This window comes from Variovorax fucosicus, assembly GCF_030316825.1.
GTDB classification, from domain to species: Bacteria; Pseudomonadota; Gammaproteobacteria; order Burkholderiales; family Burkholderiaceae_C; genus Variovorax; species Variovorax fucosicus.
The window spans coordinates 1,942,891-1,963,225 of record NZ_JASZYU010000001.1 but is presented as its reverse complement, the minus strand read 5'-3'; the positions used below and the strand labels follow the sequence as shown (position 1 = coordinate 1,963,225).

Annotated in this window: 21 protein-coding genes; 7 read left to right on the top strand and 14 right to left on the bottom strand. The window is 67.6% G+C overall.

The genetic code is table 11. The features are described 5' to 3' along the window. Positions 1–75 precede the first annotated feature (75 nt). From minE to minC, 3 genes are read right to left on the bottom strand one after another with little or no spacing between them, the layout of a single operon-like run. A complete protein-coding gene (gene minE / locus QTI05_RS09330; protein ID WP_286540557.1) occupies positions 76–351 on the bottom strand; it encodes a cell division topological specificity factor MinE in 276 nt (91 codons plus the stop codon). Between the two features lie 3 nt (positions 352–354). Further along, complete coding sequence (minD, locus tag QTI05_RS09325; RefSeq protein ID WP_286624087.1) at positions 355–1,170, bottom strand: septum site-determining protein MinD; 816 nt, start codon at positions 1,168–1,170, stop codon at positions 355–357. A gap of 13 nt (positions 1,171–1,183) precedes the next feature. After that, positions 1,184–1,948 (bottom strand): septum site-determining protein MinC, encoded by a 765-nt coding sequence (gene minC / locus QTI05_RS09320; protein WP_286624086.1) that lies wholly within the window; start codon positions 1,946–1,948, stop codon positions 1,184–1,186. Between the two features lie 235 nt (positions 1,949–2,183). On the opposite strand from minC, the gene QTI05_RS09315 reads away from it, so the two are divergent. Genes QTI05_RS09315 through QTI05_RS09305 form a run of 3 tightly spaced genes read left to right on the top strand, consistent with a single transcriptional unit; the run spans position 2,184 to position 5,141 of the window. Continuing rightward, positions 2,184–2,993, top strand: coding sequence for an esterase/lipase family protein (locus tag QTI05_RS09315; protein ID WP_286624085.1), 810 nt, complete (start codon positions 2,184–2,186; stop codon positions 2,991–2,993). A gap of 55 nt (positions 2,994–3,048) precedes the next feature. After that, positions 3,049–4,800, top strand: a complete 1,752-nt coding sequence (locus tag QTI05_RS09310) for a WS/DGAT/MGAT family O-acyltransferase (RefSeq protein WP_286624084.1) — start codon at positions 3,049–3,051, stop codon at positions 4,798–4,800. After that, positions 4,797–5,141, top strand: coding sequence for a hypothetical protein (locus QTI05_RS09305; RefSeq protein WP_286657801.1), 345 nt, complete (start codon positions 4,797–4,799; stop codon positions 5,139–5,141). The genes QTI05_RS09310 and QTI05_RS09305 overlap by 4 nt, the downstream gene beginning before the upstream one ends. On the opposite strand, the gene QTI05_RS09300 is transcribed toward QTI05_RS09305, so the two are convergent. Both QTI05_RS09300 and QTI05_RS09295 read right to left on the bottom strand, forming a co-directional pair. Next, positions 5,138–6,430: a solute carrier family 23 protein gene (locus QTI05_RS09300; protein ID WP_286624081.1), complete on the bottom strand. Its 1,293-nt coding sequence runs from the start codon at positions 6,428–6,430 to the stop codon at positions 5,138–5,140. The two genes, QTI05_RS09305 and QTI05_RS09300, sit on opposite strands and share 4 nt — an antisense overlap. Positions 6,431–6,445: 15 nt before the next feature. Next, positions 6,446–6,871 (bottom strand): hotdog fold thioesterase, encoded by a 426-nt coding sequence (locus tag QTI05_RS09295; protein ID WP_286624080.1) that lies wholly within the window; start codon positions 6,869–6,871, stop codon positions 6,446–6,448. A 105-nt stretch (positions 6,872–6,976) separates the two neighbouring features. Here QTI05_RS09295 and QTI05_RS09290 point away from each other — a divergent pair, with 105 nt between their 5' ends. Then, positions 6,977–8,287: a hypothetical protein gene (locus tag QTI05_RS09290; protein WP_286624079.1), complete on the top strand. Its 1,311-nt coding sequence runs from the start codon at positions 6,977–6,979 to the stop codon at positions 8,285–8,287. A gap of 18 nt (positions 8,288–8,305) precedes the next feature. On the opposite strand, the gene QTI05_RS09285 is transcribed toward QTI05_RS09290, so the two are convergent. After that, on the bottom strand, positions 8,306–9,280 hold the full coding sequence (locus QTI05_RS09285) for a hypothetical protein (RefSeq protein WP_286624078.1): 975 nt from the start codon (positions 9,278–9,280) through the stop codon (positions 8,306–8,308). A 166-nt stretch (positions 9,281–9,446) separates the two neighbouring features. Between QTI05_RS09285 and QTI05_RS09280 the strand changes: the two genes are divergently transcribed. Next, a complete protein-coding gene (locus tag QTI05_RS09280; RefSeq protein ID WP_286624076.1) occupies positions 9,447–10,544 on the top strand; it encodes an alpha/beta fold hydrolase in 1,098 nt (365 codons plus the stop codon). A 365-nt stretch (positions 10,545–10,909) separates the two neighbouring features. On the opposite strand, the gene pdxR is transcribed toward QTI05_RS09280, so the two are convergent. Then, positions 10,910–12,421, bottom strand: a complete 1,512-nt coding sequence (gene pdxR / locus QTI05_RS09275) for a MocR-like pyridoxine biosynthesis transcription factor PdxR (protein ID WP_286624074.1) — start codon at positions 12,419–12,421, stop codon at positions 10,910–10,912. A gap of 97 nt (positions 12,422–12,518) precedes the next feature. On the opposite strand from pdxR, the gene QTI05_RS09270 reads away from it, so the two are divergent. Continuing rightward, entirely contained in the window at positions 12,519–13,235 is a 717-nt protein-coding gene (locus QTI05_RS09270; RefSeq protein ID WP_286540575.1) for a GNAT family N-acetyltransferase, read from the top strand. A gap of 53 nt (positions 13,236–13,288) precedes the next feature. Further along, on the top strand, positions 13,289–13,729 hold the full coding sequence (locus tag QTI05_RS09265) for a GNAT family N-acetyltransferase (protein ID WP_286540577.1): 441 nt from the start codon (positions 13,289–13,291) through the stop codon (positions 13,727–13,729). Between the two features lie 313 nt (positions 13,730–14,042). On the opposite strand, the gene fahA is transcribed toward QTI05_RS09265, so the two are convergent. Genes fahA through QTI05_RS09230 form a run of 7 tightly spaced genes read right to left on the bottom strand, consistent with a single transcriptional unit; the run spans position 14,043 to position 20,287 of the window. Further along, positions 14,043–15,380 (bottom strand): fumarylacetoacetase, encoded by a 1,338-nt coding sequence (gene fahA, locus QTI05_RS09260; RefSeq protein WP_286624072.1) that lies wholly within the window; start codon positions 15,378–15,380, stop codon positions 14,043–14,045. A gap of 1 nt (position 15,381) precedes the next feature. Then, entirely contained in the window at positions 15,382–16,188 is an 807-nt protein-coding gene (locus QTI05_RS09255; protein WP_286540580.1) for a cyclase family protein, read from the bottom strand. 27 nt (positions 16,189–16,215) lie between these two features. Then, a complete protein-coding gene (locus QTI05_RS09250) occupies positions 16,216–16,998 on the bottom strand; it encodes an ABC transporter permease (protein ID WP_286624071.1) in 783 nt (260 codons plus the stop codon). Continuing rightward, complete coding sequence (locus QTI05_RS09245) at positions 16,995–17,849, bottom strand: ABC transporter permease (RefSeq protein WP_286624070.1); 855 nt, start codon at positions 17,847–17,849, stop codon at positions 16,995–16,997. The genes QTI05_RS09250 and QTI05_RS09245 overlap by 4 nt, the downstream gene beginning before the upstream one ends. Further along, on the bottom strand, positions 17,842–18,612 hold the full coding sequence (locus QTI05_RS09240) for an ABC transporter ATP-binding protein (protein WP_286624068.1): 771 nt from the start codon (positions 18,610–18,612) through the stop codon (positions 17,842–17,844). The genes QTI05_RS09245 and QTI05_RS09240 overlap by 8 nt, the downstream gene beginning before the upstream one ends. After that, the gene (locus QTI05_RS09235) at positions 18,612–19,559 is read right to left on the bottom strand and encodes an ABC transporter substrate-binding protein (protein ID WP_286624066.1); all 948 of its coding nucleotides are present in this window, start codon (positions 19,557–19,559) and stop codon (positions 18,612–18,614) included. The genes QTI05_RS09240 and QTI05_RS09235 overlap by 1 nt, the downstream gene beginning before the upstream one ends. Continuing rightward, positions 19,556–20,287, bottom strand: a complete 732-nt coding sequence (locus QTI05_RS09230; protein ID WP_286624065.1) for a TetR/AcrR family transcriptional regulator — start codon at positions 20,285–20,287, stop codon at positions 19,556–19,558. The genes QTI05_RS09235 and QTI05_RS09230 overlap by 4 nt, the downstream gene beginning before the upstream one ends. Positions 20,288–20,335 lie beyond the last annotated feature (48 nt).

Here is a 20,335-nt window from a genome sequence, read left to right as displayed (position 1 = left end):
CAATGAAAACGCCCGCCAGCATTGCGCTGGCGGGCGTGGGCGGCGATCAGATCGATGGCCGGGCGCGATGCGGCCTCAGCGTGCTGGCACCACCGCGTCGGGCAACTCGATCTTCACCTCCAGCACTTCGAGATCGTCCTGGCGTTCCAGGTTGACCTTGATGTCTTCCGGCCGGATCGACACGTACTTGGAGATCACTGCCACCAGCTCGCGCTGGAGGTCGGCCAGGTACGCCGGCGGCCGGCTGTTGCCGAGGCCCGAGCGTTCGTGCGCCAGGATGATCTGCAGCCGCTCCTTGGCGACGCTCGCCGTCTTTTTCTTTTCGCCGAGCAGGAACGAGAGAAAGGACATGGCTTACTTCCCTCCGAACATGCGCTTGAAGAAGCCCGGCTTCTGCGCTTCGACAAAGCGCAGGGGCTTGTCTTCGCCGAGGAAGCGCGCCACCACGTCGCCGTAGGCTTCGGCCACGTCGCTGCCCTTGTCATGGATCGCGGGCACGCCCTGGTTCGACGCGTTGAGCACGCTTTCCGACTCGGGGATCACGCCGATCAGCTTGATGCGCAGGATGTCCTGGATGTCTTCGAGCGACAGCATCTGGCCGCCGGCGACGCGATTCGGGTTGTAGCGCGTGATCAGCAGGTGTTCCTTGATCGGCTCGCCGCCGTCCACAGCGCGCTTGGTCTTGCTGCTGAGCATGCCCAGGATGCGATCCGAGTCGCGCACCGAGGAGACTTCGGGGTTGGTGACGACCAGCGCCTCGTCGGCGAAGTGCATCGCCATCAGCGCGCCGGTTTCGATGCCGGCCGGCGAGTCGCAGACGATGTAGTCGAAGTCCATCGCGGCCAGGTCCTTCAGCACCTTCTCGACGCCGTCCTGTGTCAGCGCGTCCTTGTCGCGCGTCTGCGAGGCGGCCAGCACGAACAGGTTGTCGCACTGCTTGTCCTTGATCAGCGCCTGGTTCAGGTTGGCCTCGCCCTGGATGACGTTGATCAGGTCGTACACCACGCGGCGCTCGCAGCCCATGATCAAGTCGAGGTTGCGCAGGCCCACGTCGAAGTCGATCACCGCCGTCTTCTTGCCCGCGAGTGCAAGCCCCGAGGCAAAGCTCGCGCTCGTGGTCGTCTTGCCGACGCCGCCCTTGCCCGAGGTCACCACCACAATTTTGGCCATCGCCTGTCCTTCTCTATTTTGTTGATGTGATCGGATCGATCACGAGTTTCTTGCCGTCGAGGCTGATCTGCGCCGCCTTGCCGGCCACGTCGGGGCCGAGCGGCACTTCGGCCGTGCGGTAGATGCCTGCAATCGCCACCAGCTGCGCTTCGAGGCAGGTCGTGAAGATGCGCGCCTCGGTGTTGCCACGGGCCCCTGCAATAGCCTTGCCACGCAGCGGCGCGTAGACGTGCACGTTGCCGTCGGCGATCACTTCGGCGCCGAAGCTCACCACCGCGGTCACGATCACGTCGCCGCCGCGGGCGTAGACCTGCTGGCCCGAGCGCAGCGGCTTGTCGATCAGCAGCGTGCCGTTGGCCGGCACCGGCACTTCGCGCACGATCTGCGGGGCGGGGCTCGCTGCCTCGGCGGGGGCTGCCGGTGGGCGCGCCGGCGGCGACACCGGCATGGCGGCCAGCGCCAGGCCGGCGGCTCGGGCGGCGATGTTCTGTTCGGGGTTGCCGCCGCGCACGGCGATCGGCTGCGTCTGGTGCCGTGCCAGCAGGGCGCGCAGCGCGGTGAAGTCGAGCACGGCCGTTTCTCCCTCGTCCTGCAGCAGCGAGAGGTCGATGACCACTGGCTCCTGCTCGAAGAAATCGGGAGAGTCGGCCAGCTGGGCGTCGAGCGCCTCGGTCAGGACAGCCAGGTCGGCCGTCTTGAGGATCACCGCAATCAGCGGCAGCGTCGCGCTCTTGAATTCGAAAACCGCTCGGGTGCGCGCGGCGGATGCATCGGCCATGGGAAACGTCTTGCGGAAAGCGCTCAAGTCTAACGGGCGCAGCTACCGGCCCCGGCGCGAGGCGGCGCAACCGCTCACTCAGCACAACACTCTTTGCATCGGGTTGCATTTGAGGTGCACCGCTTTCGTGCCTGCGGTAAACCCTAGTCGCGGCGGCGACCCGGTGGTGCTCCACTTTTGGGCTCAACCTCTACAAAATCCGGCGCACACGAAATACCCATAGGGAGCTATTTTTTTGAAACTCGCCGACGTCCTGCCCTTCAGGGGCCTGTTCCGGAACACGCCCGACGAAAGCCGTCCGTCCAAGCTGCTGCTGCTGCTCGAAAGCCGAGTGATATGGGAGCTGTCGAGCCTGCCGCTCGCCATGCCCTGGCTGATGGCCCGCGTGCCGCGCGGCGATGGCCATCCGGTGCTGGTGCTGCCGGGGCTGATGGCCGACGACGTTTCCACGGTGCCGCTGCGCCGCTTTCTGGCTGCGCGCGGCTACGACGTCACGGGTTGGGGCCAGGGCCGCAACTTTGGTCCGCGCCAGGGCGTGCTCGGCCAGATGCGCAAGACGCTGGCCGAACTGCATGGGCGCACCGGCCGCAAGGTCAGCGTGATCGGCTGGAGCCTGGGCGGCGTGTACGCGCGCGAGTTGGCGCGCGAGGCGCCCGACCAGGTGCGGCAGGTCGTCACGCTCGGCAGCCCGATCTACGGCAACCCCCATACCAGCAGCAACGCCTGGGGCGTCTACCAGATGGTGAGCGGCAAGAACGACGTCGACCCCGGCGAACGCGGCGAAGGCCCGCCGCCGGGCGTGCCCACCACCTCGATCTTCACGCGCACCGACGGCATCGTTGGCTGGGGCTGCTGCATCGAGAAGAAAGGCCCGCTCACCGACAACATCGAGATCGTCGGCGCCACCCACAGCGGCCTGGGCGTGCATCCCCTGGTGCTCTATGCGCTGGGCGACCGGCTGGCGCAGGCCGAAGACGGGTGGACACATTTCAGCCCGCGCGGGCTTGAACGCGCGCTGTATCCTGCGGGCAGCCCCGATCGCTGAGCGAAGCCGGGGCCCCAGAGAACAACTTCAAGCGACACGGGACAGAGGAGACACCATGAAACACCTGAGCGGCCTCGATTCGACCTTCCTTCACCTCGAAACGCCTGAGATGCCGATGCACGTCGGCTCGCTCAACGTGCTCGACCTGCCCGAAGGCTACGAAGGCGACTTCTACGAAGATGCCAAGGCCTACCTGCTGTCGCGCATCCACCTGGCCGACGTGTTCACGCGCAAGCTGGCGCTGATGCCGTTCGACCTGTCGAACCCGGTGTGGGTCGACGACGAAGATATCGACATCGACTACCACGTGCGCCATGTCACGCTGCCCAGCCCCGGCACCAACCGCCAGCTGCAGCAGTACGTGGCGCGCCTGCATTCCACGCTGCTCGACCGCAGCCGGCCGCTCTGGGAGTTCTTCATCATCGACGGCCTCAAGAGCGGCCAGATCGGCCTCTACACCAAGGTGCACCATGCCGGCATCGACGGCCAGGCCGGCGTCGAGGTCGGCAAGGCGATCTTCGACATGGAGCCGACCGGCCGCGTGGTCAAGCCGCCGCGCACGCGTCCGCATCGCAATGAATACCAGCTCGGCATGGCCGAACTCGCAGGCGCCGCGCTGCGCAACACCGCTCAGCAGTACGTCAAGCTCTTCAAGATGGCCCCGGCATTGGCCAAGGCTATCGGCGGGCTGGCCAAGCCGGTCGAAGGCGCGGACGGCAAGTCGGTCAGCGCGATGCCCAAGAAGTTCAGCCTGTTCGCGCCGCGCACCTCGCTGAACGTGTCGATCACCAACCAGCGCACCTTTGCCGGCCGCACCATCTCGCTGGCGGAAACCAAGCACATCGCCAAGCACTTCGGCGTGTCGCTCAACGACGTGGTCATGGCCACCGTGGCCGGCGCCATGCGCCACTTCCTGGCCGACAACAACGAGCTGCCCGACAAGCCGCTGGTGGCCGGCGTGCCGGTGAGCTTGCGCGAAGCGGGCGACACCACTGCCAACAACCAGGCCAGCATCATCCTGGTGAGCCTGGCGACCGACATCAAGGATCCGGTCGAGCGCATGCGCGCGATCAACACCTCGTCGACCTCGTCCAAGTCGATGATGAGCCGGTTCAAGGCGGTGGTCATGGACGACTTTCCGATGTTCGGCGCCCCCTGGCTGATGTCGGGCATGGCCTCGATGATCGGGCGCTCCGGCCTGGTCAACCTGCTGCCGCCGACGGCCAACGTGGCGATCTCCAACGTGGCCGGCGCGCCGTTCCCGATGTACTTTGCCGGCGCGCTCGTCACCTGCTACTACCCGGTGTCGATCGCGAGCCACGGCATGGCGCTCAACATCACCGTGCAGAGCTACAACGGCCGCATGGACTACGGCCTGATCGCCTGCCGCCGCGCCGTGCCCGACCTCACCGAGCTCGGCGACTACCTGCTGGCCGAGCACCGGCTGCTGATGGAGCTGACCCAGACGCTGCCCGGCGATGCCAAGACGGCCGGCGCCGCCGGCAAGGCCGCTGCCGCCAAGACCGCCGCGCCGCCGCCGCCGGTGGCCGAGGTCGTGAAGGCTAGGCCTGCCGCGGTGAAGGTGGAAGCGCCCAAGCCCGAGCCGAAACCCGCGGCGAAGAAGGCGGCGGCGAAGAAGGCCCCGGCCCCCAAGGCACCGGCGAAGAAGGTGGCCGCCAAGAAGGCAAGCCCCGTCGCTGCCAAGGCGGCCGCGAAGCCGGCCGCCAAAAAGACGGCGGCCAAGAAGGCAGCGGCCAAGAAGGCCGCGCCGGCCGGGCGCGCGCGCAAGACCGCGAGCGCAGCATGATGAACCGGGCACCCTTGATGATGATGCGCAGCGCCTTCGTGGCGTGGATGGCGGCGCTCGTGCTGTCGCCGCTGGCAGCGCAGGCTGCCGACGATCACGCCAGACCGGCGCCGGCGGGCAGCCAGAGCAAGCCGCTGCAAAGTGTGAAGCGCGGCACCGATGCGGCCGGCCGCAGCATCAACCGCGCCGACCACGCGGCGCGCCGTGGCATCGCCACCGGCAGCGAACGCGCCAGCGCCGGCCCGCGCCGTGTGGGCGAGGCGTTCGGCCGCAAGCTGGCCCCCGGTTCCAGCGGCCGCGCCGCGCCGCCGCCGGTCGGGCCGCAGGGCAACCCGCCTTAAGCGTTGCGCGAGCGCCCGAGCAGCGCCCACAGCAGGATGGCGCCAAAGGTGGCGGTGCCGATGCCACCCAGCGCGAACTGGCCGAACTTGAGCGTGAAGTCGCCGGTGCCGATGATCAGCGTGATGGCAGCCACGATCAGGTTCCGGTTCTGCGAGAAGTCGACCTTGTTGTCGACCCAGATCTTGGCGCCCGCGATCGCGATCAGGCCGAACACCACGATGCTCACGCCGCCCATGACCGGCAGCGGAATCGCCTGGATCACCGCGCCGAACTTGGGGCTGAAGCCCAGCACCAGCGCGATCAGCGCGGCCACCACGAACACCGCGGTCGAGTAGATGCGCGTGGCGGCCATCACGCCGATGTTCTCGGCATAGGTGGTTACGCCGGTGCCGCCCGCCGCGCCGCTCACCACCGTAGCAATGCCGTCGCCGATGAAGGCGCGGCCCATGTAGCGGTCGAGGTTGCGGCCGGTCATCGCGGTCACGGCTTTCAGGTGGCCGAGGTTCTCGGCCACGAGGATGATCGCCACCGGCGCGATCAGCAGCATTGCGTTGCCGGTGAACACCGGCGCGGTGAAGGCCGGCAGGCCGAACCAGGCCGCGTTGGCAATGCCGCTCAAGTCCATCGGCTTGCCCAGGCCCAGGCCGTTGGTCAGCACCGCGTAGACGATGCTCGCGAGGATCAGGCCAACCAGGATCAGCAGCCGCTGCAGCATGCCGCGCGCAAACACCGCCACCAGCCCGACGCACAGGAAGGTGACCGCCTGCATCCACGCGTCGAAATTGTTGGCCGCCATGTTCTTGATCGGAATGCCTGCCAGGTTGAGCCCGATCACCGCGACCACCGCCCCCGTGACCACCGGCGGCATGAAGCGCTCGATCCAGCCGGTGCCAACCATCTGCACGATGGCGCCGATCAGCACGTAGAGCACGCCGCAGGCCACGATGCCGCCCAGCGCCACAGCGATGTTGGCGTTCGGCCCTGTCCCGGCGTAGCCGCTGGCCGCGATCACCACGCCGATGAACGCGAAGCTCGATCCGAGATAGCTCGGCACCCGTCCGCCCGTGACCAGAAAAAAGATCAGCGTGCCGACGCCGCTCATCAGGATTGCGATGTTGGGGTTGAAGCCCATCAGGATCGGTGCCAGCACCGTGGCGCCGAACATCGCGATCACGTGCTGCACCCCCATCACGGCGGTCTGCGGCCAGGGCAGGCGTTCGTCGGGCGCGACGACGCTGCCACTGGTGGCCTGCACCTCGCGCCAGCGGGGGAGGTAGGAATCGGTCATGTGCAGTCTCCTTTTTTACGCGCGTTGCGGCTGCATTGCCATCGTGAGGCGCGAGACGCAGGTCAGCTCGCCGGCGTCGTTCGTCATCTCGATCTGCCAGACCTGGGTGGTTCTGCCGCGGTGCACCGGCCGCGCGGTGCCCGTGACCCAGCCGCCCATGGCGCCGCGCAGGTGGTTGGCGTTGCTGTCCAGGCCCACGGCGCGTTGCCCCTCGGGCGAGGCGTAGTAGGCGCCGGTCGAACCCAGCGTTTCGGCCAGCAGCACCGACACGCCGCCGTGCAGCAGGCCATACGGTTGCACGGTGCGTGCGTCGACCGGCACGCGCGCGCGCAGGAAGTCGTCGCCGATCTCGGTGAACTCGATGCCGAGCGCGGCCACGGCGCCCTCGGCGCTGCGCGAATTGAGGAGGTCGAGCGTGACGGGTTTTTGCCAGATGGGCATGCGGGGCTCCAGGCCAGTGAAGGTGCAACACTGTAGCGAGCCCGCGCCGTGCAAACGGGCGGCCGGCCGACATCGGCGACACCGCCCCGACCCTAAGCTCGGCGCATGACCCGCCCACAACGATGGATTGCCGGCATCGCCGCCACGGCGCTGGCGGTGGTCGTGCTGCTGGCCGCCGGCCTGGCCTGGTGGCTGCCCAGCGATGAGGAGCTTGCCGCGCGCATTGCGAGCGAGTTCGAGCAGCGCACCGGCATCGGCCTGCGCGTCGGCGCCGCGCACTGGACGCTGCGGCCCGGCCCGGCCATCACGCTGAGCGAGGTCGCCACCACCCAGAAGGAGCCGATCACTGTGCAAAAGCTGGTGCTGCGCGCCGGCCTGTCGGCGCTGCTGGCGCGTCGCGTGCAGATCGGCACCGTCGAGATCGAGGGTGCGGTGCTGCCGCGTGCATCGGTGCGCGCGTTCCGGCAGCTCGGCGACAAGGCGCAGCAGCCGGTGGGCGGCTGGACGGTTCACAGCGTTCCGGTCGAACACGCCCGCTTCAGCGACCTGACCTGGATCGACCGGCGCGGCATCGCGCTGGCCTATGACGGCAGCATCGACTTCGACCCCGGCTGGCTGCCGCGACACGCCGAAGTGGCGCGACGCGAGGTGACACCGCCGGCCCGCCTCGTGCTGGAGCGCGAGGACGGCACTGACCGCTGGCGCACCGACATCGAGGTGGCGGGCGGCAGCTGGAACGGCACCACCACCGTGCAGACCTTGCCCGACCAGCGTCTGCGCCTGCATGCCGAGCTCACGCCGCGCAACGTCGACATCGCGCTGCTCACGGCCGCCTTCAAACGGCGCGCGCCGGTCGAAGGCCGCATCGAGGGCCGCACCGAAGTCGATGCCGAAGCCGACAACCCCATCGCGCTGCTTCGGGTGCTGCACACGCGCACGCGCTTCACGGTGCGGCCCGCCACGCTGCTGCGCTTCGACCTGGCCAAGGCGGTGGTCACCGCCGGCATCAGCCGCGGCGGGCAGACCCCGCTCGATGAACTTGCCGGCACGCTCGAAACGCAGAACACCGACGACGGCGTGGTGATGCGCTATCGCGACCTCAAGGCGCGCTCCGGCCTGCTCACCGCCAGCGGCAGCGTCACCATGCTGAACCGCAAGCTCGACGGCGAGGCGGCGGTCGACCTGGTCGATGGCGTGGTCGGCGTGCCGCTCAAGGTGGGCGGCACGGTCGACGTGCCGGAACTGTCACTCACCGGTGGTGCGCTGGCCGGCGCAGCCATCGGCAGTGCCGTGCTGCCGGGCGTCGGCACCGCGATCGGCGCGCGCATCGGGCAGAAAGTGGAGCAGCTGTTCGGCGGCGGCGACGGCGACAAGAAGCCGAAAAAACCCGCGGCACGCGGGCCGCGCAGCAACTGAGGCCGGGCGGCGGGACGCTCAGTGCACCACCGTCGCGTCGGCCCGGATCGGAACCGCGTACGCGAGCGGCGCCAGCGCCGCGTTGATGCGTTGCATCTGCGCGTCGCTGACGAGGCTCGCCAGCATCTGCTGGAAGCGCGGCTCTATCGCGCCCGAAACGATGTACTGCCAGCGGTAGGCCTTCAGCACGGTCGCGTCGATCGCTGCGGCCTGTGCGCCATCGGCCGGCACGCCGCTCACCGACTTGAAGTACGCCGCATCGCTCGCGGCCTGCGCCTGCAGGATGCCGTCGACGCCGCCAACGAGGGCGATCAGATCATCGACCGCAGCGTCGCGCGCCGCGTCCGACGGCAGCTTGCGGTCTTCCCGCACCCATTCCAGCTCGTCGATGACGGCGTGCTGTGACTCTTCACGCCAGTGGTACAGGAACACGTCCTTGAACAGCGCCGACAGGCCCTCGGCCCCTTCGATGCTGGCGCGGTAGTGCGCCAGCGAGAACAGTTCGATGTCGCAGGTCAGCGCCAGCACGGCCCAGGTGCACTTGCCGAGGACAAAGGATGCAACGTCGTTCGGGGCCACCTCGAACCGGTAGCCGGGCGGCATGCTGGCGCCCACCAGCAGTTCGATGCGGCGGAACAGTTCCTGGTGCTTCAGCTCTTCGTCCGTGAAGCGGACGATCGCCTCGAGTGCGGTCTGGTCGCCGAGCCAGTGGTCGCGGCTCACCTCGAGCATCTTCGCGCCGATGAAACGCTCGACCAGTCCGAACATGTTGGCGTAGGTTCGGCCCTGCACCTGGCTCAGGAAGCGCTGCTGGCCCGCGCTCAGAAAGCCCAGTTCGTCGACCAGAGACAGCCCGTCGGGAAGAAACTTGTGGTCCAGATCGAACTCGCGACCGCGGATCACGTCGCGGTCGATGTCCCAGCGGATTCGTTTGGAGACTTCGATCGTTCTGGCATAGCGTTGTGCGTCGCTCGACGCGTGGCTCGTTTGCATGGCAACCCCTTCAAGGATCGATCCGTCCGATTGACGTGAGCCGATCATTCCCCTGGGTCCTCTGCGCCGCATGGGGCGGCTGTCCCACGAACGCGGTGGCCAGCCGCATCTGCCGGCAGGAACGTGGTGTAACCGTCCCACGCCGGGAAGCGCGAGACAATCCGGCATGGCGTCGTCGTCCCGTCAAACCATCCGCTTCTGCGTGGCGCCCGACGGCACGCGCATCGCCATCGCCTCGATCGGCTCGGGCCCGCCGCTGATGCGCGCCGCGCACTGGCTGAGCCATGTCGAGCACGACGCCGACAGTCCGGTCTGGCGTCCCTGGCTGGAGGCGCTGGCCCGGCACCACACCTACATTCGCTACGACCAGCGCGGCTGCGGCCTGTCCGACAGCGATGTCGCCGACTTCTCGCTCGATGCCTGGGTGGCCGACCTGGAGGCGGTGGTCGACAGTCTCGGGCTGCGCCGCTTCCCGCTGCTCGGCATGTCGCAAGGCGGCGCGGTGGCCATCAGCTACGCGGTGCGCCATCCTGACAAGGTGTCGCACCTGATCCTGCACGGTGCCTACGCCCGCGGCGCGCTGCGTCGCGCCGGCGCCGCCAGCGAGAGGCTGGAGGCCGAGACGCTGGTCAACCTGATCCGCATCGGCTGGGGGCGCGACAACCCGGCGTTCCGGCAGGTGTTTACCAACCAGTTCATCCCGGGCGGAACGCCGCGGCAGCACCTCTGGTGGAACGAGCTGGAGCGGCTCACGGCCAGTCCCGACAACGCGGCACGCACACTGGAGGCGTTCCATCAGGTCGATGTCACCGATCTCGCCGCCCACTTGCGCGTGCCGACCCTGGTGCTGCATGCGCGCGGCGATGCCCGCGTTCCCTTCGACGAAGGACGCCGGCTGGCGGCGCTGATTCCGGACGCGCGCTTCGTGCCGCTCGACAGCGACAACCACGTGCTGCTCGAGAGCGAACCGGCCTGGGCGACCTTTCTGGCGGAGCTGCACGGCTTTCTCAGCGTGCCGCCGGCCGCCGCGGCGCAAGGCGCGGCGAACGAGGCGGCCCTGACACCCGCCGAGCGCGACGTGCTGCGGCTGGTGGCGCTCGGGCTGGACAACGCGGCGATTGCACGGCAACTGCAAAAGAGCGAGAAGACGGTGCGCAACCAGGTGTCGAGCATCTTCGACAAGCTCGGCGTGCACACGCGGGCGGAAGCCATCGTGCTGGTGCGCGACCGCGCGCTGGGTTTTGAAAGCCCGCCGCCGGGCTGACCCCGGATGCAGCGCGCGTGCCGGCGTTGGCAAATGTCGGAGTCGCGTAGGCGAGTGGTGCCCCGGCGGTAGTCCTCCATTCGAACCGTCGCTGTGAGCGAGTACTGCAACGTTGCGGTCTAAATTCGAAGGCCTACTTCGAAGCTATCGGGGCGCGTTGTCGGCCCCCTTGTGGCAGCCTCGGCCAGGAGCGGTCGTCGGTGACCGGCAGCATCATGGCAACTCGCCAGTGCAGCGCACTGATTTGTTAAGCGTTCACCACCGGTGGCGGCTAAGGTCACTTGGTGTCGGCGATGGCGCAGGGGGGGTGATACGTCTGTGCAGCGCACGACCAATCTGCAGGTGATGGACTGCACGCATGCGTTTCAAGCAAGCCCCCCTCTCAACAGCATTCCAAGCCTCTTGGCCAGCGGGGCAATCGTCTCGATCGGTGTATTGCCGTAGCCCAGCACCAGCCCGTTGTCCTGCGCCTGCGGGGCCAGTGCGAAGGTGGACAGCGCCTGTGGCGCCATGCCCCAGCGCCGCGCCGCTTCGACCACCTGCACATCTCTCATGGCCGGGTCAATCCGCACGCACAGGTGCAGGCCACAGCGCCCGCCTTCGATGCTGTGCGGCACGCCCAGATGTTGGCTCAGCGCCTCGCGCAAGGCCTGCTGGCGCTCACGGTACAGGCGACGCGCGCGCCCCAGATGACGGGCGAACTGGCCGGACTCGATGAAGTGCGCCATGGCCAGTTGTTCGTGGCTGTGTCCGCCGCGCAGCAACTCGCGCAGTGGCGATGTCAGCACCGCCAGCAAATCGGGCGGCACAACCAGAAATCCCAGCCGCAAGGCCGGGAACATGGTCTTGGAAAACGTGCCCACATAGAGCACGGGCGCGCCTTCTACCAGCCCCTGCATGGCCCCGATGGGATCGCCGCTGTGGCGGAATTCGCTGTCGTAGTCATCCTCGATGATCCAGGCGCCGTGGGCCTGCGCCGCGGCAATCAAGGCCAGACGACGGGCCACGGACATCACCGTGCCGATAGGGTACTGGTGGGAGGGCGTGGTGTAGATCAACCGGGGTTGTTCGCGCAGCCAGTCCTTGGCACCGAACTGCAGGCCCTCCGCATCCAGCCGCTTCGCAAGCACCCGCAAGTCACCAGCCTGAAGCGCTGATTTGGCGCCTCGGTAGCCCGGGTCTTCCATCCACGCCGTGTCGCCGGGGTTGGTGAGCAGGCGCACGCACAGTGTCAGTGCCTCCTGCGCCCCTTCGGTGATCACCACCTGAGCGGCCGTGCAGTGCACGCCGCGCGTCAGCGCCAAATGGTTGGCAATGGCGGCGCGCAAAGGCATCTGGCCCAAGGGATCACCATAGTTGAGCGTGCTGGCCGATGCCGTGGCCCATGCACGGTCCAGCGCCCGGCGCCAATGGGTAAATGGAAACTGAGCAAGCGTGGGCACGCCGGGACGAAGCGCGGTGCACTCCGCCGCCATGGGGGCGCTGGGGCGCAATTCGGCCAAGCGGCTGGCGAGTGGTCGAGAGGTTGTTGGCATGGCGGCTGTTGCGCGCTGGCGTTGGCGCGGCGCATCAGCGTTTGACTGCGCCAGCATGGCTACCACCGTGCCCTGCCGATCTGCCAACACATAACCCTCGGCCAGCAACTGCTCATAGGCCAGGCTGGCGGTGTTGCGCGAGACGGCAAGCGCCTGCGCCAGCACTCGGGTGGCAGGCAGGCGCAGGCCGGCAGGCAGATGCCCGGTCACGATCGCTTCCTTGATGCGACGACACAGCTGGCGCTGCAGCGGCTCGGTGCTGACCCGATCCAACGGGGTCTCCAGCAGTTCGGGTAAAGATGATGGCGCGTCCGCGGACGGGTCATTGAGGTTGGATTTCATGGTCTCGTGGCACCATCAGAAATTCATGTCGTGGAACTTTATATCAGACCACGATAGCGATATCGTCGGTCTGCATTCGCCTCATCCAGAGATCCCCATGACACGACAGAACGAGTATGACCAACCGATCGGCGATGCCGTTCCCGGCTGGTCAAGCCGACTGCTGCCGCCCCACGCCAGCATAGAGGGCCGCTTTTGCCGCCTGGAACCCATCGACGCCAAGCTTCACGGACCCGATCTGTTCGCGGCCAATGCCGCGGCACCCGACAACCGCGCCTGGACCTACCTTTTTCAGGAGCCGTTTGCCGAGTACGAGGCATTTCTCGCCCACCTGGAACAAACTCAAGCGAGCCGCGATCCGCTGTTCTTTGCCGTGGTGGACAGCAAGTCCTACCGTGCTGTGGGCTCTCTCGCCTTGATGCGCATTGACCCCGCGCACGGCGTGATCGAGGTCGGTAGCATCAACTACTCCCCCTTGGTTCAGCGCAGCCCCGCCGCCACCGAGGCCCAGTACCTGCTGATGAAACTGGTGTTCGACACGCTGGGCTACCGCCGATTTGAGTGGAAGTGCGACAGCCTGAACGCCCCGTCACGCAGTGCAGCGCAGCGCCTCGGTTTCAGGTTTGAAGGCGTCTTTCGGCAGGCGATTGTCTACAAAGGCCGCTCGCGCGATACGGCGTGGTTTTCCATCATCGACGGCGAGTGGCACGCCGTGAAGGCGGCGATGGAGGCTTGGCTTTCATCAGACAACTTTTCGCTCGATGGCACGCAACGCATGTCCCTGGCGGATATACGGCGGCGGCTGGTCGACTGAGTGCCTTCGGCGCTTCACACCAGCTTTCACAACGCACTGGAAGGACAAGGCACATGAACATTCGGTTGGCACAAGCGCAAGACTACGCGCAGTGGTTTCCCCTCTGGGAGGGTTACCAAGCCTTCTACAAAACCAGCATTTCCGAGCATGTGACCCAGCAAACCTGGGCGCGCTTCATGAACCCCGCCGAACCGATGCACTGCGCCGTGGCCGAGCACGAGGGCGTGCTGGTGGGCTTCGTGCACTACATCTTCCACCGCAGTTGCTGGACGGCGGGCGACTACGTCTATCTGCAGGATTTGTTCGCCGCGCCAGAGCGGCGCGACAAAGGCGTGGGGCGAGCCTTGATCGAGCATGTCTATGCGGCCGCGCGCTCGCAGGGTGGCAGCCGCGTCCACTGGCTCACGCACGAGAGCAACACACACGCGATGAAGCTTTACGACAACATCGCCGAGAAGAGCGGCTTCATTCAGTACAGAAAACTGATGGCATGAAGTGCCTTTCACTGGCTGCTCCTCGCAGTCACTTTGGTGCTGGGCAATTCGTCGCTGAATCGCGCACCTGGAAAGCTGTTGTTCGACTTCGAGCTCGTTGCGGCCGACGCCAGGCCCTTGCGAACGACCGCTGCCTACGAACATCGATTCCACACTGCGTTGTCCGACCGGCAGCTTGCTGGGTGGACCTGCCAGTCGGCCAGAAAACCGCCACAGACTCCTTTGGGCCCATTTGCGACATCCGTAGGCACAACTGGTTGAGCATCTCGAGCAGGAAGGCGGCCACAGTTCGAGCGGAAGCGCTTGATTTCGTTTAGCGCGCCGGTGTCGCCCACCCCAGCGCTGGCAGCACCGTCCCCCGGCTCTCCCCGAACCCGATGCGCGCCGCGCCCGGCTTCGCGCACGCGCCGCGCAGGATCACCGCGTCGCCGTCCGCCAGAAAACTGCGTTGCTCGCCGTTGGCCAGCGTCACCGGTGACTGGCCCGCGCGGGCCAGTTCGATGATGGCGCCGGCCTCGCCCGGCCCGGGGCCGGAGATGGTGCCGCTGCCGAACAGGTCGCCAGCATTCAGGCTGCAGCCGCCGACCGTGTGGTGCGCGACCATCTGCGCAGGTGTCCAGTACTGGTGCCGGAAGCTGGTGGCCGACAGGCGCGACGCGCCGGTGCCTTCGGTGCGCGCCTTGTCGCTCTCCAGCCAGACCTCCAGCTGGATGTCGATCGCACCCTCGGCACGGTTGGCCTCGGTGTCGAGATAGGCGAGCGGCTGCGGCTCGCCGGCCGGCCGCGTCCAGGCCTGGCGGTAGGGCGCGAGCGCTTCCATCGTCACGATCCACGGCGAAATAGTGGTGGCGAAGTTCTTGGCCAGGAAGGGGCCGAGCGGCGCCATCTCCCAGAACTGGATATCGCGCGCCGACCAGTCGTTGAGCAGGCAGATGCCGAAGATGTGCTGCTCCGCCTGCGCGAGCGGAATCGGCTCGCCGGCCGCGTTGCCCTGGCCGATCCAGATGCCGAGTTCCAGCTCGTAGTCGAGCCGCGCACAGGCGTGGAAGGTGGGCGCCGCGGCGCCGGGCGCCAGGGTCTGGCCCATCGGCCGGCGGAACCGCTGGCCGCTCACGCCGATGGTCGACACGCGTCCGTGGTACGCGATCGGAATCCAGCGGAAGTTGGGCGTGACGTCGCCCTCGGGGTTGAAGATGCGCGTGATGTTCAGCGCATGGTCGATCGAGGTGTAGAAGTCGGTGTAGTCGCCGATGCGCGCGGGCACGGTGTATTCCACCTCGGCTTGCGCCACCAGGCATTGGCGCACGCTGTCGGTGCCGTGGCGCGTGTCGGACTTCAGCAGCGCGAACAGGGCATGGCGCAAGGTCTGCCACGCGGCCGGGCCTTGCGCGAAGAAGTCGTTGAGCGCCGGCTGCGCGGCGGCGCGTGCGGCATGGAGCGCGAGGCCGTCGAGCTGCCCGCCGGCTGCCAGCGCCGCCAGGTCGAGCACCTGGTCGCCGATCGCCACGCCGCCGCGAAAGGCTTCGCTGCTGCCCGCGCGGCGAAACACCGCATGCGGCAGGTTCTGGATCGGAAAGTCGCAGCCCTCGGCATTGGCCGAGGCCAGCCAGCTGCGTGCTGCGGGGTCGTGGGTGTGGTTGAGCGCCGGCATGTCAAACCGAGGCCATCAAGGCATCATCGAAGATCGCGACGGCGCGCGTCCAGCCGGCCGATGCGCCGCGGATCTTGTGCGGAAAGCAGCTGATGAAGAAGCCTGAAGGCGGCAGCGCCTCCAGGTTGTGCAGCTTCTCGAGGTGGCAGTAGCCGATGTCGCGGCCGGCCTTGTGGCCTTCCCAGATGAGGGACGCGTCATGCGTCTCGCCATACTTCTTCGCGGTGTGCACGAAGGGTGCGTCCCAGCTCCAGGCGTCGGTGCCGGTCAGGCGCACGCCGCGCTCCAGCAAATACATCGTCGCCTCGTAGCCCATGCCCGCGCCGGCCGAGACGAAATCGGAGTGGCCGTAGCGCGAACCGGCGCGCGTATTGACCACCACGATCTCCAGCGGCTTGAGCGTGTGGCCGATGCGCTTGAGCTCGGCCTCGACGTCCTCTGCCGTCACGACGTAGCCGTCGGCGAAGTGCCGGAAGTCCAGCTTCACGCCGGGCTGGAAGCACCATTCGAGCGGCACGTCGTGGATCGCGATCGCGGGCTTCTTGTCGCCCAGCGCCTTGTCCATGGTCGAGTGGAAGTGGTAGGGCGCATCGAGGTGCGTGCCGTTGTGGGTGGACAGCTGCACCATCTCCACCGCCCAGCCTTCGCCGTCGGGCAGGTCTTCCTTCTTGAGACCGGGGAAGAAGGGCTCGATCTGCTCGTAGGTCTGCTCGTGCGTGAAGTACTGGATCTTCGGCGCGAAGGCGGGCGGGTCGGACAGCACATCGTTTTCGAGAAAGATCGAGAGATCGACAAACTTGCGTGGCATGGGGACTCCTTTGGAATGTGTTGTGGTTCAGGGTTGCTGCCAGCGCAGCAGCTTCTTTTCGGCGAGGGCCAGCAGCGCATTGCTGGCAAAGCCGATCAGGCCGAGCAGCACGATGCCGGCGAACAGGTCGCTCGCACGGAAGGCGCGCGCCGCGAGCAGGATGGCTTGGCCCAGGCCGCTTTGCGAGGCGATCATTTCGCCCACCACGGCAACGATCAGCGAGATCGTCATCGACAGGCGCATGCCCGCCAAGATGTCGGGCAGGGCGTTCGGCAGGCCGACCTTCCAGATGAAGGCGGCGCGCGACATCTGCAGGCAGCGCGCCACCTCCGACAGGCGCGGCTCCACCGCCGCAAAGCCATGCACCGTGGCCAGCAGCACCGGCCACATGGCACCGAAGGCAACCACGAACAGCACCATTCCCGGGTTCAGGCCGAAGATCGAGATCGCCAGCGGCAGCAGTGCCGAGGCCGGCAGCGGACGCACGAACTCCAGCGTCGGTTGCGCCCAGGCGCGCACCGCCGGCGAGACACCGATCGCTGCGCCCAGCAGCACGCCGAATAGCGATGCCAGCAGCCAGCCCTGCAGCATGCGCAGCACCGTGGCCTGCGTGAACGCCAGCAGTTCGCCATTGCCGTTGCCCGAGAGATTGAGGCCATCGGCCAGGCTCGCCAGCGTGGCCTGCGGTGTCGGCAGGAATACGCGGCTGACCCAGCCGGCGTTGCTGGCGCCCCACCAGAGCGCAACCAGCACGGCGAGCACGCCGACCGAGCCAAGCCAGCTCAGCGCCTGGTTCTTGCGGCCGTTCATGCCGGCACCCCCATGCGGCGCGCCACGAAGCGTTGCAGCTGCAGCATGCCGACATTGACCGCGAAGCCGACCACGCCGATCCAGCCCAGCCAGGCCAGCATCAGCGCCGGGTCGAGGCTCTGCTGCGCGATCATCATCGCGTAACCCATGCCGTTGGGGTTGGCCGCGATCTCGACAGTCACGGCCACCACCAGTGCGACGGCGACGCCAAGGCGCAATGCCACGAACAGCCGCGGCACGATCGCTGGCAGCACGATCTTCCAGGCGCGCTCGCGCGCCGAGAGGCCGAGCACGCGGCTCACCTCGAGCAGGCGCGGCTCGACCTGCTGCACCGCCGACTGCACCAACACCAGCATCGGCCAGAAAGTGGCAAAGGCGACGATGGACAACTCCATGCGCACGCCGAAGCCGAACATCAGCATCGCCAGCGGAATCAGCGCCACCGACGGCACCGGGCGGAACACCTCGATCGACAGAAAACTCAGGCGCGCCGCGCGGCGCGAGAGCCCGAGCGCAATGCCCAACCCGACGCCGAGCCCCGCGCCGATGAGCAACCCGAGCGCGGCGGTGCCGAGCGTGAAGCCGGTGGCCTGCCAGAGCGAGCCATCCATGGCCGCCCCCACGAAGGCCTTGGCCGCCGCGCTCGGCGGTGCGAGCGCATCGCTGCCCAGTGCCGCCGCACGCCGCGCGTACCACTCGAACAGCGCCAGCAGTGCCAGCGGCAGTACAAAGGGCCGGACGATGCCAGGAACACCGCGGAACCGGCTTCGCCGGGCCGCTGGTGTTGCCCCCTGCAAGGGGGTGGGCGAAGCGACACGAAGTGCGCGAAGCCTGGGGGTGTGCCTAATCATGTCCGTGCTCGATGAAGGCGAAGAGCTCGCGGCGCAGCTTCAGGAACTCGGGGTGCTCCTTGGTCGTCAACTGGTCGCGCGGGCGCGGGATCTGCACGTCGATCATCCGCGCCAGGCTCGGCCGGCCCGGGCCGGGGTTGGCCTGCAGCGCGATCACGCGGTCGCCGAGGTAGATCGCCTCCTCGAGGTCGTGCGTGACGAACAGCACCGTGAGTCCGTCGTCGCGCACCAGCCGCGCAAGCTCGTCCTGCAGGCTCTGGCGCGTGAGCGCATCGAGCGCGCCGAAGGGCTCGTCCATCATCATCAGCTCGGGCTTTTGCGCCAGGCAGCGCGCGATCTGGGCGCGCTGCTGCATGCCGCCCGAGAGCTGCACCGGGAACTTCTGTCCGTGCTTCGCGAGGCCGACCTTGGCCAGCACCTCGGCGATGCGCGCCGGTCGCTCGGCGCCCGGAATGCCGGCGGCTTCGAGTGCGAGGCTCACGTTGCCTTCGACGGTTCGCCAGGGCAGCAGCGCGCGGCCGTAGTCCTGGAACACGAAGGCCACTTCGCGAGAAGGCCCGGTCATGGGCACGCCATTGCGCCGCACCTCGCCGGCGCTGGCCGTGGCCAGGCCACTGGCCGCGCGCAGCAGCGTGGTCTTGCCGCAGCCGCTCGGGCCCACGATGCAGACGAACTCGCCGCGCCCCACGTCGAAGGAGGTGGGCGAGAGGATCTCCTGGCGGCCGAAGCAGATGGTCACGCCGTCGAAGCGCAGGAACGGCATCACTTGGCGATCAGCCTGGCGGCTTCGAGGGGGGTCTTCAGCATTTCCTGGTCTTTCATCAGATCGATCCAGTAGCCCACCTGCTTTTCGCTCACGATCGCGCCGGGCGGCGAGATCTGGGCCTTGGCCAGCACCTCCGGTGGCAGCTTGATGTACTTGCCGATCGCGCTGCGCATCCGGGCGTCGTTCTTCGGCTGCTGCATGAAGGTCGCGGCCTCGACCACCGCCTCGCGGAAGCCACGCGCGGCGGCCGGGTTCCTTGCCACCCACTCGCGCTTGGCGGCATGCACGATGGTCTGGTTGCCTTCGGGCAGAAAGGTGGCGTAGTACGAGGCCACATAGCCCGCGCCGCTCTCGGTGATGCGGCTCATGAACGGGTCGGCCGTCACCACCGCATCGACCGAGCCGCCGCGCAGCAGATCTGCATGCTGCGGGAACGCGGCCTCGACGAAGCTCACCTTGCGGTAGTCCACGCCACTGCCTTTGAGCCAGGCCCGGAAGGTCACGTGCAGGAAGGCACCCAGGCCGGGCACGCCGATCTTCTTGCCCACGCAGTCCTGCGGTGTGCGGATGCCCGAGCCCGCGCGCGCCACCAGGCCGAAGCCGGTGAAGGTCTTGGAGGTGACGCCGCCGCCGGACACCAGCACCAGGTCAAGCCCGCCATCCACCGCCTGCAGGAACACCGAGGGCGTCGGCCCGCCGATGTGAAGCGAGTCGGACTGCAGCGCGGCCGGAATGGTCGAGTTGAGCGGGATGAACTTGAGCTCGACATCGAGGTTGCGCTTCTTGAAGTAACCCTCTTCGGCCGCCACGAAGACCGAGGCGAAGTCGGTCACCGCGGTGTAGCCGAACACGATCTTCGTAGGGGGCTGCTGTGCGCGCAAGGGCAGCGCGGCGGTGGCCGATGCGGCTGCGAGCGCCGACAGCAGGGTGCGTCGTTTCATCATGGCTTGGGTCTCCTGGGGATGGCTTTTTGTGTACGCGGGGTCTTGGGTTTCGGCAGCGCGGCGCGCAGGCCGCCGACGATGAAGTTCACCAGCATCGGCGCCATCGCAGGGTCGGCGCGCGTGTTCTCGCCGCGCGAGAGCCGCTCGATGCGGCTGTCGTTCAGGTGGTGCAGCAGCGAACCCAGCGCGAACTGGTAGCCCCAGGCGACCTGGCCGCGCGTGGCATGCGGCAGCGCAATGAGCAGCGCGTCGATGAATGCCTCGGCCAGCGGGTCGAAGTAGCCGCGCAGCACGCGGTCCGCCTCTTCACTGGTGTGGGAGAGCTCGCGCGCCACCAGCAGTGCGTAGTACTCGCCCTCGGCGCTGGCGCGAAGGGCCAGCACCGGTGCGGTGAAGGCTTCGATGATGCGCGGCAGCGTGTGCGGGTCTTCGGGGTCGTTCTCCACTGCGGCGAGGCCGGCGAGCCGCGCCTTGATGGAGTGGCTCCAGTGTTCGAAGATGGCGTGAAAAAGCTCGTGCTTCTGGCCGTAGTAGTACCCCACCAGGGCCAGCGGCACGCCGGCCTCCTCGGCGATCTGGCGGATCGTCACGGCGTGGTAGCCGTGCTGGGCAAACAGCTTCTCGGCCGCCAGCAGGATGGCCTGCCGGCGGTCGGGCCGGGCGGCCTCGGCGCTGACGGCGGCGGCCCGATGGGTGCTGCGCCTGGCGGGCGGGTTGCGAGCATTCATGGCGGGTATTGAACGCTTGTACAAAAATCTTGTACACACGTACAAACC